Source organism: Amycolatopsis sp. NPDC005003, from assembly GCF_053600695.1.
Genome location: NZ_JBSGAI010000009.1, coordinates 111,123 through 128,029, shown reverse-complemented (window position 1 = coordinate 128,029; position 16,907 = coordinate 111,123). Strand labels below are relative to the sequence as shown.

9 protein-coding genes are annotated in these 16,907 nt (G+C 71.4%); 4 read left to right on the top strand and 5 right to left on the bottom strand.

Going from position 1 to position 16,907, the window contains the following annotated elements; genetic code table 11:
* Positions 1–9: 9 nt before the first annotated feature.
* Positions 10–603, bottom strand: coding sequence for a TetR/AcrR family transcriptional regulator (locus tag ACWED2_RS13455; RefSeq protein ID WP_449690732.1), 594 nt, complete (start codon positions 601–603; stop codon positions 10–12).
* 104 nt (positions 604–707) lie between these two features.
* On the opposite strand from ACWED2_RS13455, the gene ACWED2_RS13450 reads away from it, so the two are divergent.
* On the top strand, positions 708–1,439 hold the full coding sequence (locus tag ACWED2_RS13450; protein WP_449690731.1) for an SDR family oxidoreductase: 732 nt from the start codon (positions 708–710) through the stop codon (positions 1,437–1,439).
* 117 nt (positions 1,440–1,556) lie between these two features.
* Here the strand turns inward: ACWED2_RS13450 and ACWED2_RS13445 are convergent, their stop codons facing one another.
* Complete coding sequence (locus tag ACWED2_RS13445; protein WP_449690730.1) at positions 1,557–2,195, bottom strand: alpha/beta hydrolase; 639 nt, start codon at positions 2,193–2,195, stop codon at positions 1,557–1,559.
* 4 nt (positions 2,196–2,199) lie between these two features.
* Positions 2,200–3,153, bottom strand: coding sequence for a VOC family protein (locus tag ACWED2_RS13440; RefSeq protein WP_449690729.1), 954 nt, complete (start codon positions 3,151–3,153; stop codon positions 2,200–2,202).
* Positions 3,154–3,313: 160 nt separating this feature from the next.
* On the opposite strand from ACWED2_RS13440, the gene ACWED2_RS13435 reads away from it, so the two are divergent.
* Genes ACWED2_RS13435 through ACWED2_RS13425 form a run of 3 tightly spaced genes read left to right on the top strand, consistent with a single transcriptional unit; the run spans position 3,314 to position 7,893 of the window.
* The gene (locus ACWED2_RS13435; protein WP_449690728.1) at positions 3,314–4,291 is read left to right on the top strand and encodes a helix-turn-helix domain-containing protein; all 978 of its coding nucleotides are present in this window, start codon (positions 3,314–3,316) and stop codon (positions 4,289–4,291) included.
* A gap of 54 nt (positions 4,292–4,345) precedes the next feature.
* On the top strand, positions 4,346–6,319 hold the full coding sequence (locus ACWED2_RS13430) for a hypothetical protein (RefSeq protein WP_449690727.1): 1,974 nt from the start codon (positions 4,346–4,348) through the stop codon (positions 6,317–6,319).
* A gap of 2 nt (positions 6,320–6,321) precedes the next feature.
* Complete coding sequence (locus tag ACWED2_RS13425) at positions 6,322–7,893, top strand: hypothetical protein (protein WP_449690726.1); 1,572 nt, start codon at positions 6,322–6,324, stop codon at positions 7,891–7,893.
* A 39-nt stretch (positions 7,894–7,932) separates the two neighbouring features.
* Here ACWED2_RS13425 and ACWED2_RS13420 read toward each other — a convergent pair whose 3' ends face one another.
* Together ACWED2_RS13420 and ACWED2_RS13415 are read right to left on the bottom strand one after the other, a co-directional pair.
* Positions 7,933–10,572, bottom strand: a complete 2,640-nt coding sequence (locus ACWED2_RS13420) for a DUF7402 domain-containing protein (protein ID WP_449690725.1) — start codon at positions 10,570–10,572, stop codon at positions 7,933–7,935.
* Between the two features lie 82 nt (positions 10,573–10,654).
* Positions 10,655–16,810: a PA14 domain-containing protein gene (locus ACWED2_RS13415; RefSeq protein ID WP_449690724.1), complete on the bottom strand. Its 6,156-nt coding sequence runs from the start codon at positions 16,808–16,810 to the stop codon at positions 10,655–10,657.
* Between the last annotated feature and the right edge of the window lie 97 nt (positions 16,811–16,907).

Genomic DNA, 16,907 nt, shown 5'->3' with positions numbered 1-16,907 from the left:
CCCGGGTGCTCAGCGCCCGGCCGAACGCTCGATCATCTCCAGTGCCGCGGTTTTGACCCGCCGCACCTCGTCCTCGCCGATGCCTGACTTCTTCAGGAACTCGATTCCCTGCATGACGGCGATCAGCGCTCGCGCGGTCGTCTCGGGATCGATGTCCGCGCCGATCTCGCCACGGTCCCTGGCCTCGGTGATCCGCCGGGTGAACAGCTCGAGGGAACCGGAGTAGGCGCGGCACGTGCGCGTCCGGACCTCCTCGTCCTGCGCGCTCAGCGCCGCGGCGCTGTTGGCCATCAGGCAGCCTTGCGGCGGCAGGTCCATCCGGCCGCCGTCCTCGAACACGACGGCCGAGGTGACCCCGTGCCACGGGCTCGGATCCGCGGTGACCGCGGCCTCGAGGCCGCAGGCCTGGCGAGCGGAGTACTCGTCCAGGATCCGGACGAACAGGTCGTGCTTGGTGCCGAACGCCCCGTAGAGGCTCTGCGTTCCCAGGCCGGTCGCCTCCGTGAGGTCCTGGATCGACGTGGCCGCGTAACCGTTGCGCCAGAACGCGTCCCGCGCGGCGGTGAGGACGGCCTCCTCGTCGAACTTCCTGGGCCTCGGCATACCTCGACGCTACCAGTTATGGAGTGATCCCTCAAATTTGACAAACCCGGCGGACTCCGCTGTATTTGAGTGAACACTCAATAATCCACCGAGAGGACGTCACCATGACCACCCGACCGCTCGAAGGCAAGACCGCGCTGGTGACCGGGGGATCCCGGGGCATCGGCGCCGGTGTCGTCGCCCGGCTGGCCGCCGACGGTGCCCGGGTCGCGTTCACCTACGCCAGCTCAGGCGCCCGCGCGGAAGCCGTCGCGGCCGAGACCGGCGCGTACCCGATCCAGGCCGACAGCCGGCACGAGCAGGAGGTCGAGGCGGCCGTCGCGCAGACCGCCGACCGCTTCGGCGGCCTGGACATCCTCGTCAACAACGCCGCCGTGGCCGGCTTCGCCCCGATCACCGACCTGAAGATGGCGGAGATCGACGCGATGCTGACGATCAACGTCCGGTCGGCGGTCGTCGCCATCCGCGAGTCCCTGCCCCACCTGGGCGACGGCGGGCGGATCATCAACATCGGCAGCATCAACGCCGACCGCGTGCCGCTGCCCGGCCAGTCGATCTACGCACTGACCAAAGGCGCGCTGGCGAGCCTCACCCGCGGCCTGGCGCGCGAGCTGGCGCCGCGCGGCATCACCGTCAACAACGTCCAGCCCGGCCCGGTCGACACCGAAGCCAACCCGGCCGACGGGCCCATCGCGCCGGCCCTGCTCGACGTGATGGCCACCGACCGGTACGGCACCGCGGCCGAGGTCGCGGCCTTCGTGTCCTACCTCGCCGGGCCCGAAGCCGCCTACATCACCGGGGCCAACCTGAACATCGACGGCGGCTTCACCGCGTGAGCCACGGGCGCCGGCCCACGTTCCCGCCGTCTGCCTGATCCGGTCGTGGGAGGCGGCTACCCCGGGGTGGCCGCCTCCCGCGGCAGCGAAGCGCGTCGGCGCTGTTTCCCGAGCCCGTCACCGTGCCTGACTCGATATCCCCGCGATGAGATCAGCCGCCGCCTGGCAGGACTGGTCGGTCACGATGTGTTCCGTGCCCGGCTCGATCTCCATGTCGAGCCAGGCACCCGCGGCCTCGAACAGGCGGCCCGTCTCCCGCACCCGACGGGCAGGCACCAAGGGGTCCTCCTCGATGCTGCGCAGCAGCACCGGCACGCCGTCGAGCTCACCTCCGGCGGGCGGCTCGATCGGGTCGGGGCCGATGAACCCGCCCGTGAGCAGCACCGCCGCGCCGACCCGGCGGGGGCGGGTCAGCAGCAGGTGCGCCAGCAGGCACGCCCCCTGTGAGAACCCCAGCAGTACCAGGTCGCCGGGAGCCGTTCCGGCTTGCCGGAGCGTGTCGATGCGGGCTTCGATGGCCTCGAGGGCCTCGTCGAGGTGGGGCTGGTTGCCCGCCATCGGCTGCAGGAACGGCAGCGGGTACCAGCTGCCCGCCGCCGCGGCCGGGCCGACGAACCGGGCCGGCAGCGGCCCGAACCGGGCGGTGAGCTCGCGCATCACCTCCGGGTCCTGGCCGCGGCCGTGCACCGCGAGCACCACGACGGGCGCCCCGGCCGGTCCCCAGGTCAGGACCCGCTGCCCGAGATGGCGGTTCACCGCTTCAGCCGTCGATCGGCTCGAGGGCCGCGAGCAGCTCGTCGCGGCGGTGCTCGAACTGCTCGGGCAGCTGGAAGCGCTGTCCCAGCTCGTGCGGCGACTCGTCGCAGTCCCAGCCGCCGTCGGCGTGGGTGACGGCCAGCTCGAACAGGGCACCGGCCGGCGACCGGACGTAGACGCTCTTGAAGTACTTGCGGTCCTTCAGCTCCGAGATGTCGGTGTAGCCGCGGCCCTCGACTTCGAACTTCAGCTCGTCCTGGTTCTCCAGGGTGTCGGCGTTCCAGGCGAAGTGGTGGTGGGTGCCGGCCCCGTAGTGCCAGGTCCCCTGGTCGTCGGTGCGGTTCACCGTGATCTCGAGGTGGTTGCCGTGGGCCTGCTTGCCCAGCTGCACCGCGATCCGGTCGCCGTCCTCGGCGAGCCCGGCCTGGGCGTAGAAGGTGTCGTTGGCGAACTCGACCGTGCGGTCGGGGGTCTGGACGTGCACCCCGAGGCCGTGCAGCCCGTGGATCGCGTACTCCGGCGGTACCCCGTGGCCGGCGTGGCCGACCCGGTCGTCGTCCTCGTTCGCGACGAGCACGTACTCGATGCCGCACGGGTGCTCGAACGCCAGCCGCCGCCGTCCGAAGACCTCCACGTTGCGCACGTCGACGTCGTGCTCGGTCAGCCGCCGGTGCCAGTGGTCGAGGCTGCCCTCGGGCACCGACAGCAGCACCTCGCGGCTCTGGTTGGTGCCGCGCCTGCCGTACAGCCCGGCCTGCGCCCACGGGAACGTCGTGACCACGCTGGAGGGATCGCCGTTCGCGTTCGCGTAGTAGAGGTGGTAGATCGGCACCGAACCGTCGAAGAGCACGGTCCGCTTGATGAACCGCATGCCCAGCACCTTGACGTGGAAGTCGACGTCCTCCTGCGCGTGGCCGACCGACAGCGTGATGTGGTGGGAGCCTTCGATGTAGGCCATGGCGGGCATCTCCTCGTCGAGCTGCGAGCACTTCCGCGCCCAACCTAGGAGCGGGCCGCCACCCGGGCATCGGGAAAACGTGCACGCCGATGTCGCCGATGCGCACAACCCGGGCCACGGCGTACCCTGGCCGCGTTGCCCGAGCGCCCCAGGAGCGACCATGGCCGGTGCGTTGAGCCTGCTGCCCACCGGGCACGCCGTGCCCCGCACGGCGGCCAAGGTCGGGCCGGGTGTCTGGGAACGCCAGGTCAACACCGGCGTGTCGCTGCACTTCAGCTTCGAATTCGACAACCCGAAGAGCTTCGCCGGCTCGATCACCCACCGGGCGGTGGGCGAGCTCGGCCTGTTCGGCGTCGCCTGCCTGCGCCACACCGTCCACCGCCGCCCCGACGACCTGTCGCTCGCCGCCGACGCCTCCTTCCTGCTGACGCTGCAGCTCGCCGGGACCAAACAGCTCACCCAGGACGGCCGGTCCACGACCCTGCGCGCCGGCGAGTTCGCGCTCTACGACTCCGAGCAGCCGCTGACCCTCGACGTCAGCGACGACTACCGGTCGGTCAACGTGCGGTTCCGCAAGGCGGCGGTCGGTGCCCACGACGCGGCGGCCTTCACCCAGCTGGTGGCCCGGAGGTTTTCCACCGAACACGGCATCGCGCCCGTGGTCTGGTCGACCATCCTGAGCCTCGGCTCGCTGTCCCCGGCGCAGCAGCCGGCCGGGATCCTGCTGGCCGGCAACGTCCTCGACATGACGGCGACCATGCTGCGCGCCCACGCCGGGATCGCCGGCCAGGCCGAACAAGGCGACCACCACCGGCGGCGGCAGGCCGTGCTGGCCTACATCGACCGGCGCCTGTCCGATCCGGACCTGCGCGTCGAGACCGTCGCGGCCGGCTGCTTCGTTTCGGTTCGCCACCTGCACGCGTTGTTCCGCGGCAGCGGCCACACCGTGGCCGGGTGGATCCGCCACCGCCGCGTCGAAGCCTGCAAACGCGACCTCGCCGATCCGACCGCCCGCACCACCCCGGTCGCGGCGATCGGCGCCCGCTGGGGGTTCACCGACCCGTCCCACTTCGGCCAGGTCTTCAAAGCCGCCGCCGGCGTCACCCCGGCGGAGTTCCGCCGCCGGGCGCTCGCCTGACCGGATGTCGTCGTTTTCTCGTCGCCGGGCTGGGCCATCTCCTACGCTCAGTGTGTGGACGGCATCGACAGTCTCCGGCACGCGATCGCGACGATTCCCATTCCCGGGGCCCCGCCCCGGCTGTCCCGGCAGGGCGCGGCAGTCGGCTTGGCGCTCCTGGACACCTCGCTGCGGCTCAACCACGTGCGCCGGCTGACCGAACGGCTGACCGTGGTCGAGCACGGTACGGCCCGGCGCAGCACCGAGGTCGACGTCAGCCTCAAGCTGCTCGACGAGGGACAGCGGCACGCCACCGCGCAGCTGCAGGACCTCATCGGCCAGGAACACGGCGAACGGGCGGCGTCGAGGCCGGCGCGACAGCGGTCCTTGTGGGTGCCGCTGGCCCGGCTGCCGCGCCGCGACGTCTCCCCCATCGACGTCTTCGACAGCTCGGGCCAGAAACTGCCGCGGCTCACCCAGCACGAGGCGTCCCGGCTGGTCGCCGCCGGGCTCTACCGGCTGCTGCGCGGAATCCTCGCGAGCGACGAGAACGCCCAGACCGCCAAGCACGAGCTGAACACGTTTCTGTTCCAGGTGCACGAGCCCCGCTGGCTCATCCAGCAGGCGTTGCTGACGCTGCTCACCGAACGGAACCACCCGGAGGCCGAGTTCACGCCGGCCCAGGCCGCCGGCACGGTCCCCGGGTACGGGCGGCAGTGCCGGGACCTGGCGCTGGACATCCTCACCGGCTGTTCCGAGCTGCTGGTCGAATACGCGTACCTGCTGGACGTCGCGGTGCGCGACTACATGCTGGTGGTGGCGCTCGACGACTCGGTCGAGGAGCACCGGCTCAGTTACGAAACCCCGCTGCACGTCGACGCGCGGCCGCCGGTCGCGAAGGAGCAGTGGCGGCGGCTGGCCTCCAGCCGCCGCGGCTATGTCGTGACCTACGAGACGATGATCCCGGCCACGCTGAAGTCCTACCACCTGGTGGCCAGGACCGCGCCGGAAGCCGAGGTCTCGCGGATGTACCTGTCCACGGACGCCGATCAGCACCAGGTCGACGGCCTGGCCGAAGACCTCGTCTCGCTGGCCGAGCGGCAGGACGCCGCGTCGCTGGAGGAAACCGACGGCGCCCGGCACAAGATCCTGGAACTGCAGGCGCAGACCGTGCTGCGCCCCTTGGCGGATCTGCTTCGCCGCCGCAAGTGGGAGGCAGGCCAGTCGGGAGTGGAGCTCTCGCCGCGCAGCCTGCCGGTCTCTCACCGGCTCGCGGCCGCCGCGACCACGGGCGAGGCGGTGCGGACGGACTCGGGCGAGCTGGACAACTCGCTGCGGCGGCACCCGGAGTTCACCGCCGCGAACCTGCGCGCGGCGGCGCGCGAGCTGACCGACCGGCAGTTCGGGCAGGACCTGGTGGTGGCCAACGGCATCGCCGACAACGAGGCGCGGGCCTACTGGCGCCGGTCCGGCGGCCGCGATCCCCGCGGCGACCACGTCCGGGTGCGCGCGACGCTCGTGCTCAAGGACTCCACGAAGTCCGGGCCGCTCAACGTGACGTTCTACGCCTTGGCCGTGGCGACGGTCTCGTTCGTGCTCGGCTGGCTGCTGGTGGGCCGTCCGTGGCCGTACGGCCGGGCCGCCACCGAGGCGCTCGGCCACATCGGCGACGGCCAGTCCGTCATCACCATGCTGCTGCTGTTGCCGGGCTTCCTCTACAGCCGCCTGTCGCTGCCGCCGCGCCGCACGGTGCTGGGTTACCTCGGCACGCTGCCGCAGGCGCTCGTCCAGCTGAGCATCGCGGCCGTCGCCGGGTTCGCGGCGGCCGTCGCGACGCAGAGCCGGGGAGAGATCGTGCAGGCCACGCTCACGGTCGCGGTGGGGCTGCCGGTGATCGCCGCGCTCGTGCTGTTCGGCCAGGCGTCGTGGCGTGAATCGGCGGTCCCGCTGTCCCGCATCGGGGTGCCGCGGTGGGCGGGGGCCGGCGGCCGGGGCCGCCGCAAACCGCTGGAGGCCGACGTGCGGTTCGACTCGTCCGGGAGGTGGTGAGGGTGCGTGGCCGGCGGATCTCCGTGCGGAACGTGGCCGACCTGGCCCGGGCCGGCTTCGAGATCGCGCGCCAGCCGGTGACCAAAGTGGACTTCGAGGTGCACCACGCGGCGGCCCGCCACGGCTACCTGCGCGAGCTCGTGTCCGCCGACCCCGACAGCGCGGTCTTCCTGGAGACCCTGTGCACGGCCACGAACGGCGCCGGCGTCGTGATCGGCACCCACACCCGCAAGCCCCTCGACGGCACCGAGGTCGTCGAGCACGCCGACGGCAGGCAGCCGGCCGAACGCCCGCAGCAGAACGGGGACGGGTGGGTCTTCCGCCAGACGACCTCCCCCAACCCGACGTTCATCTACGAGTCCGCGCAGACCTTCGAAGGCCTGATCGCGATCGACCCGGCGGCGCGCGAGGTGTGCGAATGGCACGGCCTCGCCGTGCGTGACCTGGTGCGGGAGATCTCCGAAGCCGCGTCCGCGCTCGTCGACGCGCCGCTGTTGTCGTTGCAGTGCCCGGCCCAGCTGCCGACGATCGTGAAGACCCGCAACCACGATCTCCGCACCCGCAAGGAGGTCGCGGCTCCGTGCGCGTCGCTGGCGGTCCGGTTCGCGATCGCACTGCGGGACATGTCCGCGGCCGCGCGGTTCGAACTGGCCGACCGGTTCCGCGAGCTGTGCGAGAAGCACGGCTACAGCTTCTGGCTCGCCGACACCCGCCCGGGGCACCGGCAGGGAAACTGGTTCGAGGTCTACCACGCCGACGGCGAGTTCTCGCCGCTGTACAAGGGCGACCTCCGGTCCCGGCAGCGGATCGCCACGGTCCTGCCGGTGACCTTCGTCGGACCGGCGCGGATCGGCTCCACGCACGCGGTCGTCTCCTTCCTGCAGCGCTATCCCCAGGTGGGCGTGGTCGGCTGCGCGGGCACGACGCTGTCCGACGTCGCGTTCGTGCACCTGCAGCTGGCGATCCACGGCGTGGCCGCCGACCGGCTGAACCGCATCCTGGGCAAGCTGCTCGGCGAGTCCTCGACGCCGGCCCGGCCGCACAAGCTGCTGCGCGAGCTGTTCAAACGGCTCGGCCTGCCCCCCGACCCCGACGGGCCCGGCCCGGTCGAGCAGGACCCGACCGGCGACTACCAGACCTTCGCGGGTCCGGCGTTCGCCTACCGCCCGTACCAGATGCCCGACTGCATGGCCGTGTGGGTGTCCTGGGAGATCGCCCGCCAGCACCAGGGCCTCGCCGCCCCGCTCGACTGCCTCTACCGCGCGCTGGCCCAGGTCGCGCCCCAGGTGGCGATGCCGGAAACCACGGCCTCGGCCGGTGAGCTGGCCACCGTCGAGTACCTGATCTGCCGTGCCACGGAGCAGTCGGTCATCCGCGGCAAGGCGAAGCTCGCCGTGCCGCGGTCGGTGCTGCGCGGGTTCTCCTCATCCGGCGGCGAACCGCCGGCGGCGAAGCTGTGCGCGGCGCTGGAGGAGGCGTGGAAGGCCCAGGTGGACCGGTCCGGTGTGGACGGAGTGAGCGAGCTGACGGTGGCGTGGCGCGAGTCCTGGCTCGGCCATTGGACCTACTCGTGACCCGGCGCCGGGACGCACCGGGTCACGAGTCCGGCCCCCCTACCCCGGCCGGTACGCCTCGACTTCGGAAAGCCCGACGTTCCTGCTGGTCGCCGCGCCCGTGGCGGAGAACCTGACCCAGGTCACCGACCGGGGCGGGAACGCGATCACTTCGCCGGTCCCGCTGTTGTCCAACGCCGGCACCGGCATGGTGCTGCCGTCACTGAACGCCAGCGTTCCGCCGAGCACGGAATCGTCCGGGTTGTCGCGGTCGTACAGCACCACCTGCCCGATGGTCTGCGGTGCGTCCCAGGTGAGCTGCAGCCACGGATTGCGTTCACCGCCGGACGCCCACTCGCCGACGTACCACTGGTTGAGCACCCCGTCGGTCGCCGCGGCCGGTTGCAGGTCGGCGTCGGCGAACGCCGAACTCGCGGTCACCTGGGCACTGGAGGCGATGTTGCCCGCGCCGAGGACGCGCAGTTCGGCCAGCCCGACGTCGCCGCCGGAGCCACCGGTCACCTGGAACTTCACCCACGACACCGGCCGGGCCGGGAAGATCACCGGCTTGGGTGTGCCGTCGGCCGGGATGCCGGTGACCGCCACGGCGGTTCCGTCGCTGAACGTGAGCGTGCCGCTGTTCGCGTCGGCGCCGCCGGGCCGGTCGTAGAGCACGACCCGGTCGACCTGGTGGCGGTTCACCCAGCCGACCCGGATCCACGGGTTGGTCTCGGTGGACACCCACTCCCCCGCGGCCGTGGTGACGCCGTCCACCGCCTTCAGCCGGCTGTGCTGCCCGAGATCGGCCTCCGAGGACGTGGTCACCGTGCCGTCCTTGACGACGTTGGCCCCGGCGAAGACCTGCAGCTCGGACAGCCCCAGGTTCTTGCCCGTGCTCCGGGTCACCACGAACGTCAGCCCGGTGACCTCCCGCACCGGGAAGGAAACCGTCTTGCCGATGCCGTCGTTCGGCAGCTCGGGCACCGGCACACTGGTGCCGTCGCCGAAGTCCAGCCGGCCGGCGAGCACGTGGTCTTCGAAGTTCGGCCGGTCGTACAGCACCACCTGGCCGACCGCCTTCGGGGTGGGCCACTCCAGCTTGACGTTCGGCGTCAGTTCGCCCCGTGACGCCCATTCGCCCGCTTCGTGCCTCCGGATCACCCCGTCCGCGACCAGCCCGCCGTCGAACTGGCCACTGTAGACACTGGAGGGAGTGATCTTCGCGCCGGGAGCGAGGTTCTCGCTGTCCGCGACCGGCGCCGGCGTCAGCCGGACACCGACCACGCCCCGCACCGGCACCGTGATCCGGACGGTCGCGGCGCCACCCGAGCCGGTCAACGGCACCGAGGCTTTGGGCCGCAACGGGGACTGCGCCGGGCCCGCTTCGAAGATGTTCGCCGTGGTCGGCCCCGTGGCGCCGAGTCCGGTCAGGTTCAGATCGATCTCCTGGGCCGCGGCGCTGTCGTTGACCACCCAGGCGACGCGGTCGCCGGTCGCCGTGGTGGCGGCGCCGGCGTTGCTGATCGACGGCGGGAAGCTGACCGGCCGCAGCGTGCTCTCGCCCGCGCCGAGGCCCAGGTCCACCGACAGGAGGTGGTAGGTGCGGGCTTTCGGCGGCAGCATGCCGTTGCCGTGCACGCCGAAGAAGTCCGGCAGCAGCGACTCGTCGTTGTCGGCGAAGAAGTTCGTCCCGTTCGCGTGCTGCTTCAGGAACTCCGTCAGCCTGGTGGCCGTGTAGCTGATGGTGTACGGGTGGGGGGCGTTCATCGGGTTCCTGTTGTAGTTCCAGTCGTAGTTCCACTCGGTCACGTACACCGGGAAGTCGTCGCCCTTGCCCGCGGCACGGGCGGCCTGCTTCCACGTGGTCACGGCTTCGGCCCGCGATACCGCGAAGTCGTTGTAGGTGTGGTAACTGAGAAAGTCGGTCAGCCCGGCGATCCTGGGGTCGCCGAGCAGTTCCTGCGGCCAGTTCGCGACGTCGCCCGGGACGTTCGGATCGCTCAGCACGGGGGTCGGCTGGGACAGGGCCGGACCGCCGATCGGGATGACCGGGTCCACCGAACGCACGGCCGTCGCGGCGTTGTAGTAGATGTCCTTGTACGCCGCCAGCTTGCCCCGCTGCCCGGTCCCGTACGGCGAGCCGGTGAGGTCGATGAACTGGTTGTCCGGCTCGTTCCACACCTCCACCAGGTCCACCTTGCCGCGGAAGTGCTGGTAGATCTTGGCCACCGCGTCCCGGTAGACCTTGAACCCGTCCGCGCCCCGGGGCGGCGAGCCGTTCCAGAAGTACGGGCCGGGCTGGTAGCCGAGCCAGTTCGTCGAGTAGCTCAGGATCAGCATGACCTTGGCGCCGCGCTTGTGATGCTCGTCGACCCAGCCGTAGTGACCCCAGTTCCAGGTGGCCGGGTCGGCGACGCCGGTCCCGGACGCCATCGAGGCCAGGTAGGCGTCGATCGTCGTGTCCGGCAGGATTTCGCCGAGGTAGGCGTCCCCGCGGACGAACCGGGTACCGCTTTGGTGCAGCGTCTCGATCTTGTCCGGGTCGGTGAGCATCGGGACGTTGATGCTCGAGCCGAACACCTCGGCGTGGCCCACACCGTCGCTGCGGGAGAAGTCCGCGGTCACCCCCGCGGCGGCCGCCGACGCCGCCGGTACTCGCGCACCCGAGAGCGCGACCACGAACAGGAACACCGCTGCCACGGACCCCGCGAGTCGCCGGTTTCCATGTCTACGCCAGGACAACGTCAAGCTCCTTCGAGTCGGTTCGTGGTCGCCGACGGTCTCAACAGTTGGCGGCCATCCCGGCGATCGACCACCCACTCGCGGTGATCGCGCCGTAACCGGCTACGGCGGTGAGGCCACCGGTCGCGACGATCGAAACCAGCACTCCGCCGCCGGCAATGCCCAGGGCGACCATGCTCGAGACGCAGGCGAAGCTGGGTGTCTTGGCCCTCATCGCGTGCGGCTGGTAGACCACGCAGCTCTGGCGGCCGCCGCGGTACCTGGTGCACGTGGTTTGGATGTCCAGCACCCAGCGTCCGCGGGGCCATGCGCGCGCCATCCGGTACTCCCGCCGGCGGTCGGTGGTGACGCCCCAGACAGTCCGCGTGACGGTGCGGATCGTGATGCGGGTCCAGCTGAAACGAACCGTGGTGCAGGTCCGGCTGAACCAGTTCCGGCGGCAGGCCTTGCCGTCGAGGTCGGTCTTGTTGACCGGGTCACCCATGACGTAGTCGTAGTCGTTGGCGGAGCCGCCTTCGACCGGGTCGACCGAGAGGAACCGGCCGAACAGCGGGCTGTAGGGCCGGGCGCCCATCTGGACGATCGACAGCGCGCCGGCGTGTTCGTAGGGACGCCGGTGCTGGCCGAGCCAGCCGTAGTCCAGCTGGCCGGGCTGGTTGTCCGGGACGTTGTCGGTGTTCACCGCACCGGCCGGCGAGACCGGCCGGCCGTCCGGGGTGTAGGTCCGCACGTCGCCGACGACGAGCCCGCCGTTCTGCACGGTGGCGAACAGGTCGCCGCGGACGGTCGGCAGGTCCCAGTTGTCCGGCGACTGCGAGGTCTGCTCGGTCCACACGACCCCGCCGGGCAGGACCTGGGTCCAGGTCAGCGCGTGGTGGTCGACGTCGAACGTGACGATCGACGCGTCGCCGTCGCCGGCGTAGCCGTAGAGGACGGCGGCCTGCTGATCACCTTGGCGGACGTCGCGGCGGGCGATCCGGTCGGTGACATCGCGCACGTAGGACACGTCGGCCGCGTCCGCGCCGGTCGTCGTGACGAGGATGTTGCGGTCGGCCGCGTCGAAGCCGAGCCGGGTGGTCGAGTCTCCGATCGTGTAGGCGGTGGTGTTGCCGTGGCTGTCGTAGGTGAACCCCGACGCGGCGGTGGCCCCGGTGGTGGCGAGGAGCCGGTCGGCGTTGTCGTGGCAGTACCCGGTTTCCGCCGTGCCGCCCGGGGTCTGGTCGAGCAGCCGCACCCGGTTGGTGTTGCGGCCCGCGTTCGGCTGGGTGCCGGCCGGGCACGCCGCCGCCGCGGCCGAGGTGAAGTCGTAGGTGAAGTGGTGACCCGCGACGTAGGCCTGGGTGAGCCGGCCCACGGCGTCGTAGGCGTAGTTCGGGCCTGCCGGGTTGGCGTCGACCCCGTCGAGGGATTCGTCGGTGACGGTGCCCGCCCGGCTGCGGGTCACCGCGGACACGATCTGCCTGCCGTCGCTCGTCTTCCAGGTGAGTGCCGTGGTGCGGCCGGCGTCGTCCCGGCCGATCGCGGAGAGCTCGGTGTGGTTGGCATAGACCACCGACGCCAGGTCCCCGCCGGAGTCGTAGGTGTTCACCGCCTGCGTGGTCCCGTCGACCTGGACGGTCAGCACCCGGCCGGCGTCGTCGTAGGTCGTCACCGTGACCCGCGGCGGGTCGTTCGACAGCGACGGATCGCTGGCGGTCCGGACGACGCGCCCGGCCTGGTCGTAGCTCGTGGTGGTGTCGGTCCCGTTCACGTCGGTGTACTGGACGACCCGGCCGAGCAGGTCGGTCCTGGTGGTCACGGTGCCGGTGTAGTCGCCGAACGAGGTCGTCAGCGGCTCGCCGCCGACCGCGTGGTCGTGGGTGACCGTGCGCGGTCCCGCGGCCGGGTTCGCCGGGTGGGTCTGCTGCAGCACCCGGCCCCGGGCGTCGTAGCTCAGGCACGACCAGCCGCCCGCCGTCGCGCGGGCGACGACCCGGCCGCTCGGGTCGTACACCTGCTCGTCGGTCCGGGCCGGTCCGGCCGCCGGCGTGGTTCCGGTGGTCAGCTTGGCCATCCCGCCCTGGTTCACCGCCGGGCTGCCCGCCGAACAGGGATTGGCGCGGGTTTCGGTGTCCCCGTAGAAGGTGTAGCCGGTTTGCGCCCCGGTGGGCTGCGTCTTGCCGGTCTTGCGCAGGTATCCCGTGCCGACGGGTTCGAAACCGTGTCCCTGAGTCAGTCCGAGCCCGGCCGGATCGGCGACCGTACCGGTCGCCTGGCCGTACACCGGGTCCAACCCGGTGTAGCGGGTCGCCGTGGTCCGGTCGGGCACACCGGCGGACTCGGCGGTCAGCGTCGAGGTGGGCAACCCGTACCGGGGCCGCAGCTGGGTGCCCGGCACCGGCTCCTGGACTCCGCCGGGCGTGGTCCAGTGCAGCTCGAGCTGCGCGGTCTGGTCGGCTTCGTAGTAGTCGACGCGGATCCGCTTCACCGAGTTGGCGGCATCGCTGTGCACGGTCGCCTGGCGCCACGTCGGCACGCTGGGCCGCCAGTCGTCGATGACGGAGCGGTCGTCGATCCACACTCGGACGCCGTCGTCGGCGAGCAGCCGGATGGTGTAGTCACCGGCTTGGGGCAGCACGAGCTCTCCGGTGGCGCGCAGGGAGAACCGGTCGGCGGGGATGCCGTCGGCGGGTGCGGCCGTGTCCCAGTTCCGGACCAGCTTGCCGGTCGCGTCGCCGATCGTGCTGGTGAAGACCTTCGGTGCGCCGGTCAGCGAGTCGTTGGGGTAGAGGGCGATCGTGAGGCCGTTGAGCCCCTCGTCGTAGCCGGTGTGCTCGTGGGGCACCGTGGCCGCGCAGCCGGCGGTGGGCAGCTGCCCGGTGAAGCAGGACGCCGGTGCCGGGCCGTAGGTGTCGGTCAGGCGGTCGGCGTAGTCGTAGACCTTGGTCGAAACCCGCCCGGCCGCGTCGGTCGAGGTCAGTTCCTGGTCCCGCACGTTCCAGGTCTGGCGCGTGGCGCGGTTCGTGGCATCGGTCGTGCTCAAGGTGCGGTCGGCGTCGTCATAAGTGACCTTCGTGGCGAAACCGGCCGCCGGGGAAAGCCCGGCGACGTCCACGAAAGCCTGGCGGTTGGCCGGGTCGTAGCGGTAGGTGCGAGCCAGCCGGGGCTGCCCGATCGCCGGGACGGAAGACCCGGCTCCGGTGGCTTTCGGTTTCGCTCCCGTGTCGTAGGTGACGTACGCCGTGACGTCGCCCTGGTTCGCCTGGCGCGCGGCCGGGTCGGCGGCGATCCAGTCGGTGGCCAGGCTGTCCCGGACGCCGTTGAGCAGGCCCTGGCCGGTGTAGCCGAAGTCGGTGATCTCCGATCCGGGATCCTCCACCCGGCCGAGGTTGCCGCCCACGTACCACAACCGGGTTTCGCTGCCGTCCCAGTAGGTGATCCGGCACAGCATCTGCGAGGGCGGCAGGGCGTCGGCTCCCGGTGGTGGCGTGGTGCCGCCGTAGCAGTCGTCGCCGGCGCGGTTGTAGTGCAGGACGTGCGAGCGGCCCGAGACGGGATCCTTGATCTCCCGCAGCCGCGACGGCGCGCCGTCGTAGAGGTTCTGCAGGGTCGCGGGCTTGCGGGTGTCGGCCACGCTGGTCTGGGACTCGAGCTTGCCGTCGGCGCGGAAGGCGAACACGTTCGAGCCTTCGGTGAGGGTCACCCGCCCTCCCGCGTCGAGGGCGAGAACCCCGGATTCGCCGTCGGGCGCGGTGTAGCCGCCGGTGCTCGCCTTGGTCCAGGTGTGCTTGGCGCCGGTGCCGTCGGTGAGCACGATCGACTGGTCGGCGATCTTCGCGTCCGTGTAGGAGGCACCGTCACCGTCCACGTCGGCGGACAGCGTCCAGCCGCGCGGCACCGCCGGCAGGTCGGCGGAGTACAGCCAGTCCGCGGAGACGATCTGGGCGGGCACGGTGCTGCCGTCCGTGGTGCGGGTGAACAACCGCATCTGGGCCAGCCCGGCGGCTTCGGCGAGTTCGATCTTGATCGGCACCCGCTGTCCCGCGGTGAGGTTCACCGCGCTCGACTCGGTCCAGTTCACGTCGCTGGGGCCGGAGACCCCGTACACCTTGGCCCCGTTGACCCACACGGTCGCGCCGTCGTCGTGCACGCCGGCGAACTGGAAACTGCCGGTGACCGGCGCCTGGAAGTAGCCCTCCCAGCGCACCACGAACCAGTCCGCCGCGAGCGCCGGCGCGAACGGCGAATCACCGCTCCAGTTGACGTTCACCTGCGGCTCGGTCCGCACCAGGATCGGCTGCTGGGCGTCGTTGATCAGGCCGTTGTGGGACAGGTCGGCGAAGTACGACGTCTTGAGCCCCTTCGGCTCGGCCTGCTGGGAGTTGTACGTGAACGACAGCCCCGCCTTGCCCGCGACGGTGGTGAACTCCGGACCGGTGACCTGGGTCGAGAGGTTGCCGTTGGCGAGGTTCACGGTGAACGGGCCCAGCGTGTCCGACGGGGACGGCCCCCGTGCGCCGATGCGCTGGTCGACCTTGAAGTGGCCGACCCACGGTGGCGCGGTCGCGCTGATCCCGCTGTAGGTGGTGGCCTGCCAGGTGTAGGTCCCGCCGTCCTGCAGGACCCCGGCCGGGATCGCCCAGGTGGGGCTGGTCAGGCACCCCGAATCGACGACGACGCCGGACTTCGCGTCCGGGCCGGTCGCGACCTTGAAGCAGTAGGTGATGGGGTCGCCGTCGGGATCGGTCACGGCGTTGACCGCCAGTGCCGGCGTCAGCGTGGTGAGCACGCTGTTGTCGGCCGGGCTCACCAGGTTCGCCGCCGGTGGCGCGACCCCGGTGTCGACGCTGAGGGTGGCGTTGAGGTTCTTGTACGTCCAGGTGCCGGCCACTTCGCTGCCGACCAGCATGAAGTACGAGGGCTGCCGGATGTCCACGACGTGCTTGAGGAACCCGGTCAGCTCCGGGGAGGAGAACGAACCGACGTCACCGACGAGTGCGCCGGCCAGGTGCGCGCCGAGCCCGTTGATGTCGAGGGCGGCCGCGTGGTACAGGTCGGCGTTCCACGTCTTGACCGAGCCGACCACGCTGGTGTTGCGGGCGACGTCGACCCGTGCGCCGACCACGGTCTTGCCGTACAGCGGTGAGAAGTCGAACCGCAGCGCGGTCCGGTTGTAGGAATCGCCGGCGTTCTGGCTGTTCCCGATGCGGAGGCCGCAGTTGCTGCAGGTGTAGCCGTCCGACCGGTAGCTCTGGGAATCGAGCACGCCGAAGGAGAACGTCGGGTCGACGTGCACCGGGTAGACCCGCTTCGGGTCCCGCAGCCACGTCTCGTCCACCGCCACCGTCAGGACCCATTGCGTCCCGGAGCGCTCGAGGCGGTAGCGGCCACCGGTCAGGGCGGGGGCACGGTCGGCGGTACCGGAGGAGTCCCAGGTTTCGATCGGTGGCATGACCAGCTTCGCGGCCGCCTTGCCGTCGAGGAAGCGGACCGTGCCGTCGGGGGCGGCCTCCGGGGTCAGCCCGGCCGTCGACAGCCGGAACCGCCATTCCGCCCGCTCCGGCGCCCGCTTGAGGACGAGCGTCTCCTTGACCGCACCCGAGGTCACCTCGTAGTCCAGGTCGGTGCCGGGCAGGACGTCGGCGTAGGTCGCGCGGCTCCCGGCGACGCGGACCGGGCTCGGCGCGGCCTGCTCGAGCCCGAGCGATGCCCGTGCCCCGTCGACCGCGACGGACAGGACTGCCGGGTCGGCCGCGTTGTCCGCGACGGACGGCGCCAACGGCTGTGCCTTGGCCGCCATCCGCCCGGACGGCTCCCGCCGCAGGGTCGGGTCGACCGGATGCCACTCCCCCTTCCCGTCGGCCACGTTCAACGGCAGGTCCGACTGCCGGGCCGTGCGGGTGCCGTCCGGGTTGAGGTACTCCTCGGCGAACATCGAGCGCGCCACCGGCTTCGACGCCTTCGGGTCGAAGTGGCTCGCGACCGCTCCCGACCGCGTCGACATCGGGCCGAAGTCGGCCCTCGTGACCGAGGCGGCCGGCTGCCGCGCCGCCCGGCCCGGCAGCGTCGGCACGTCCCTGGGGTCGATCCGGTGCACCGCGGGTGCCGCGCCGACGGCGACCGGGGCTTCGAAGGCCGTCAGGCCGAGTACGGCGATCAGAGCGAGCAGGATCGCGCGTGAACCGCATCGTCGGAAAGACCCGAACCGGCGTGACATGTGAACCCCCTGGTGATCGCCGAACCCGACAGGGGGATGCCTAGCGAAACCCGGTGTTCGGCATCGGGCCCGCGAACACCGGACGAAAATCGCCGAA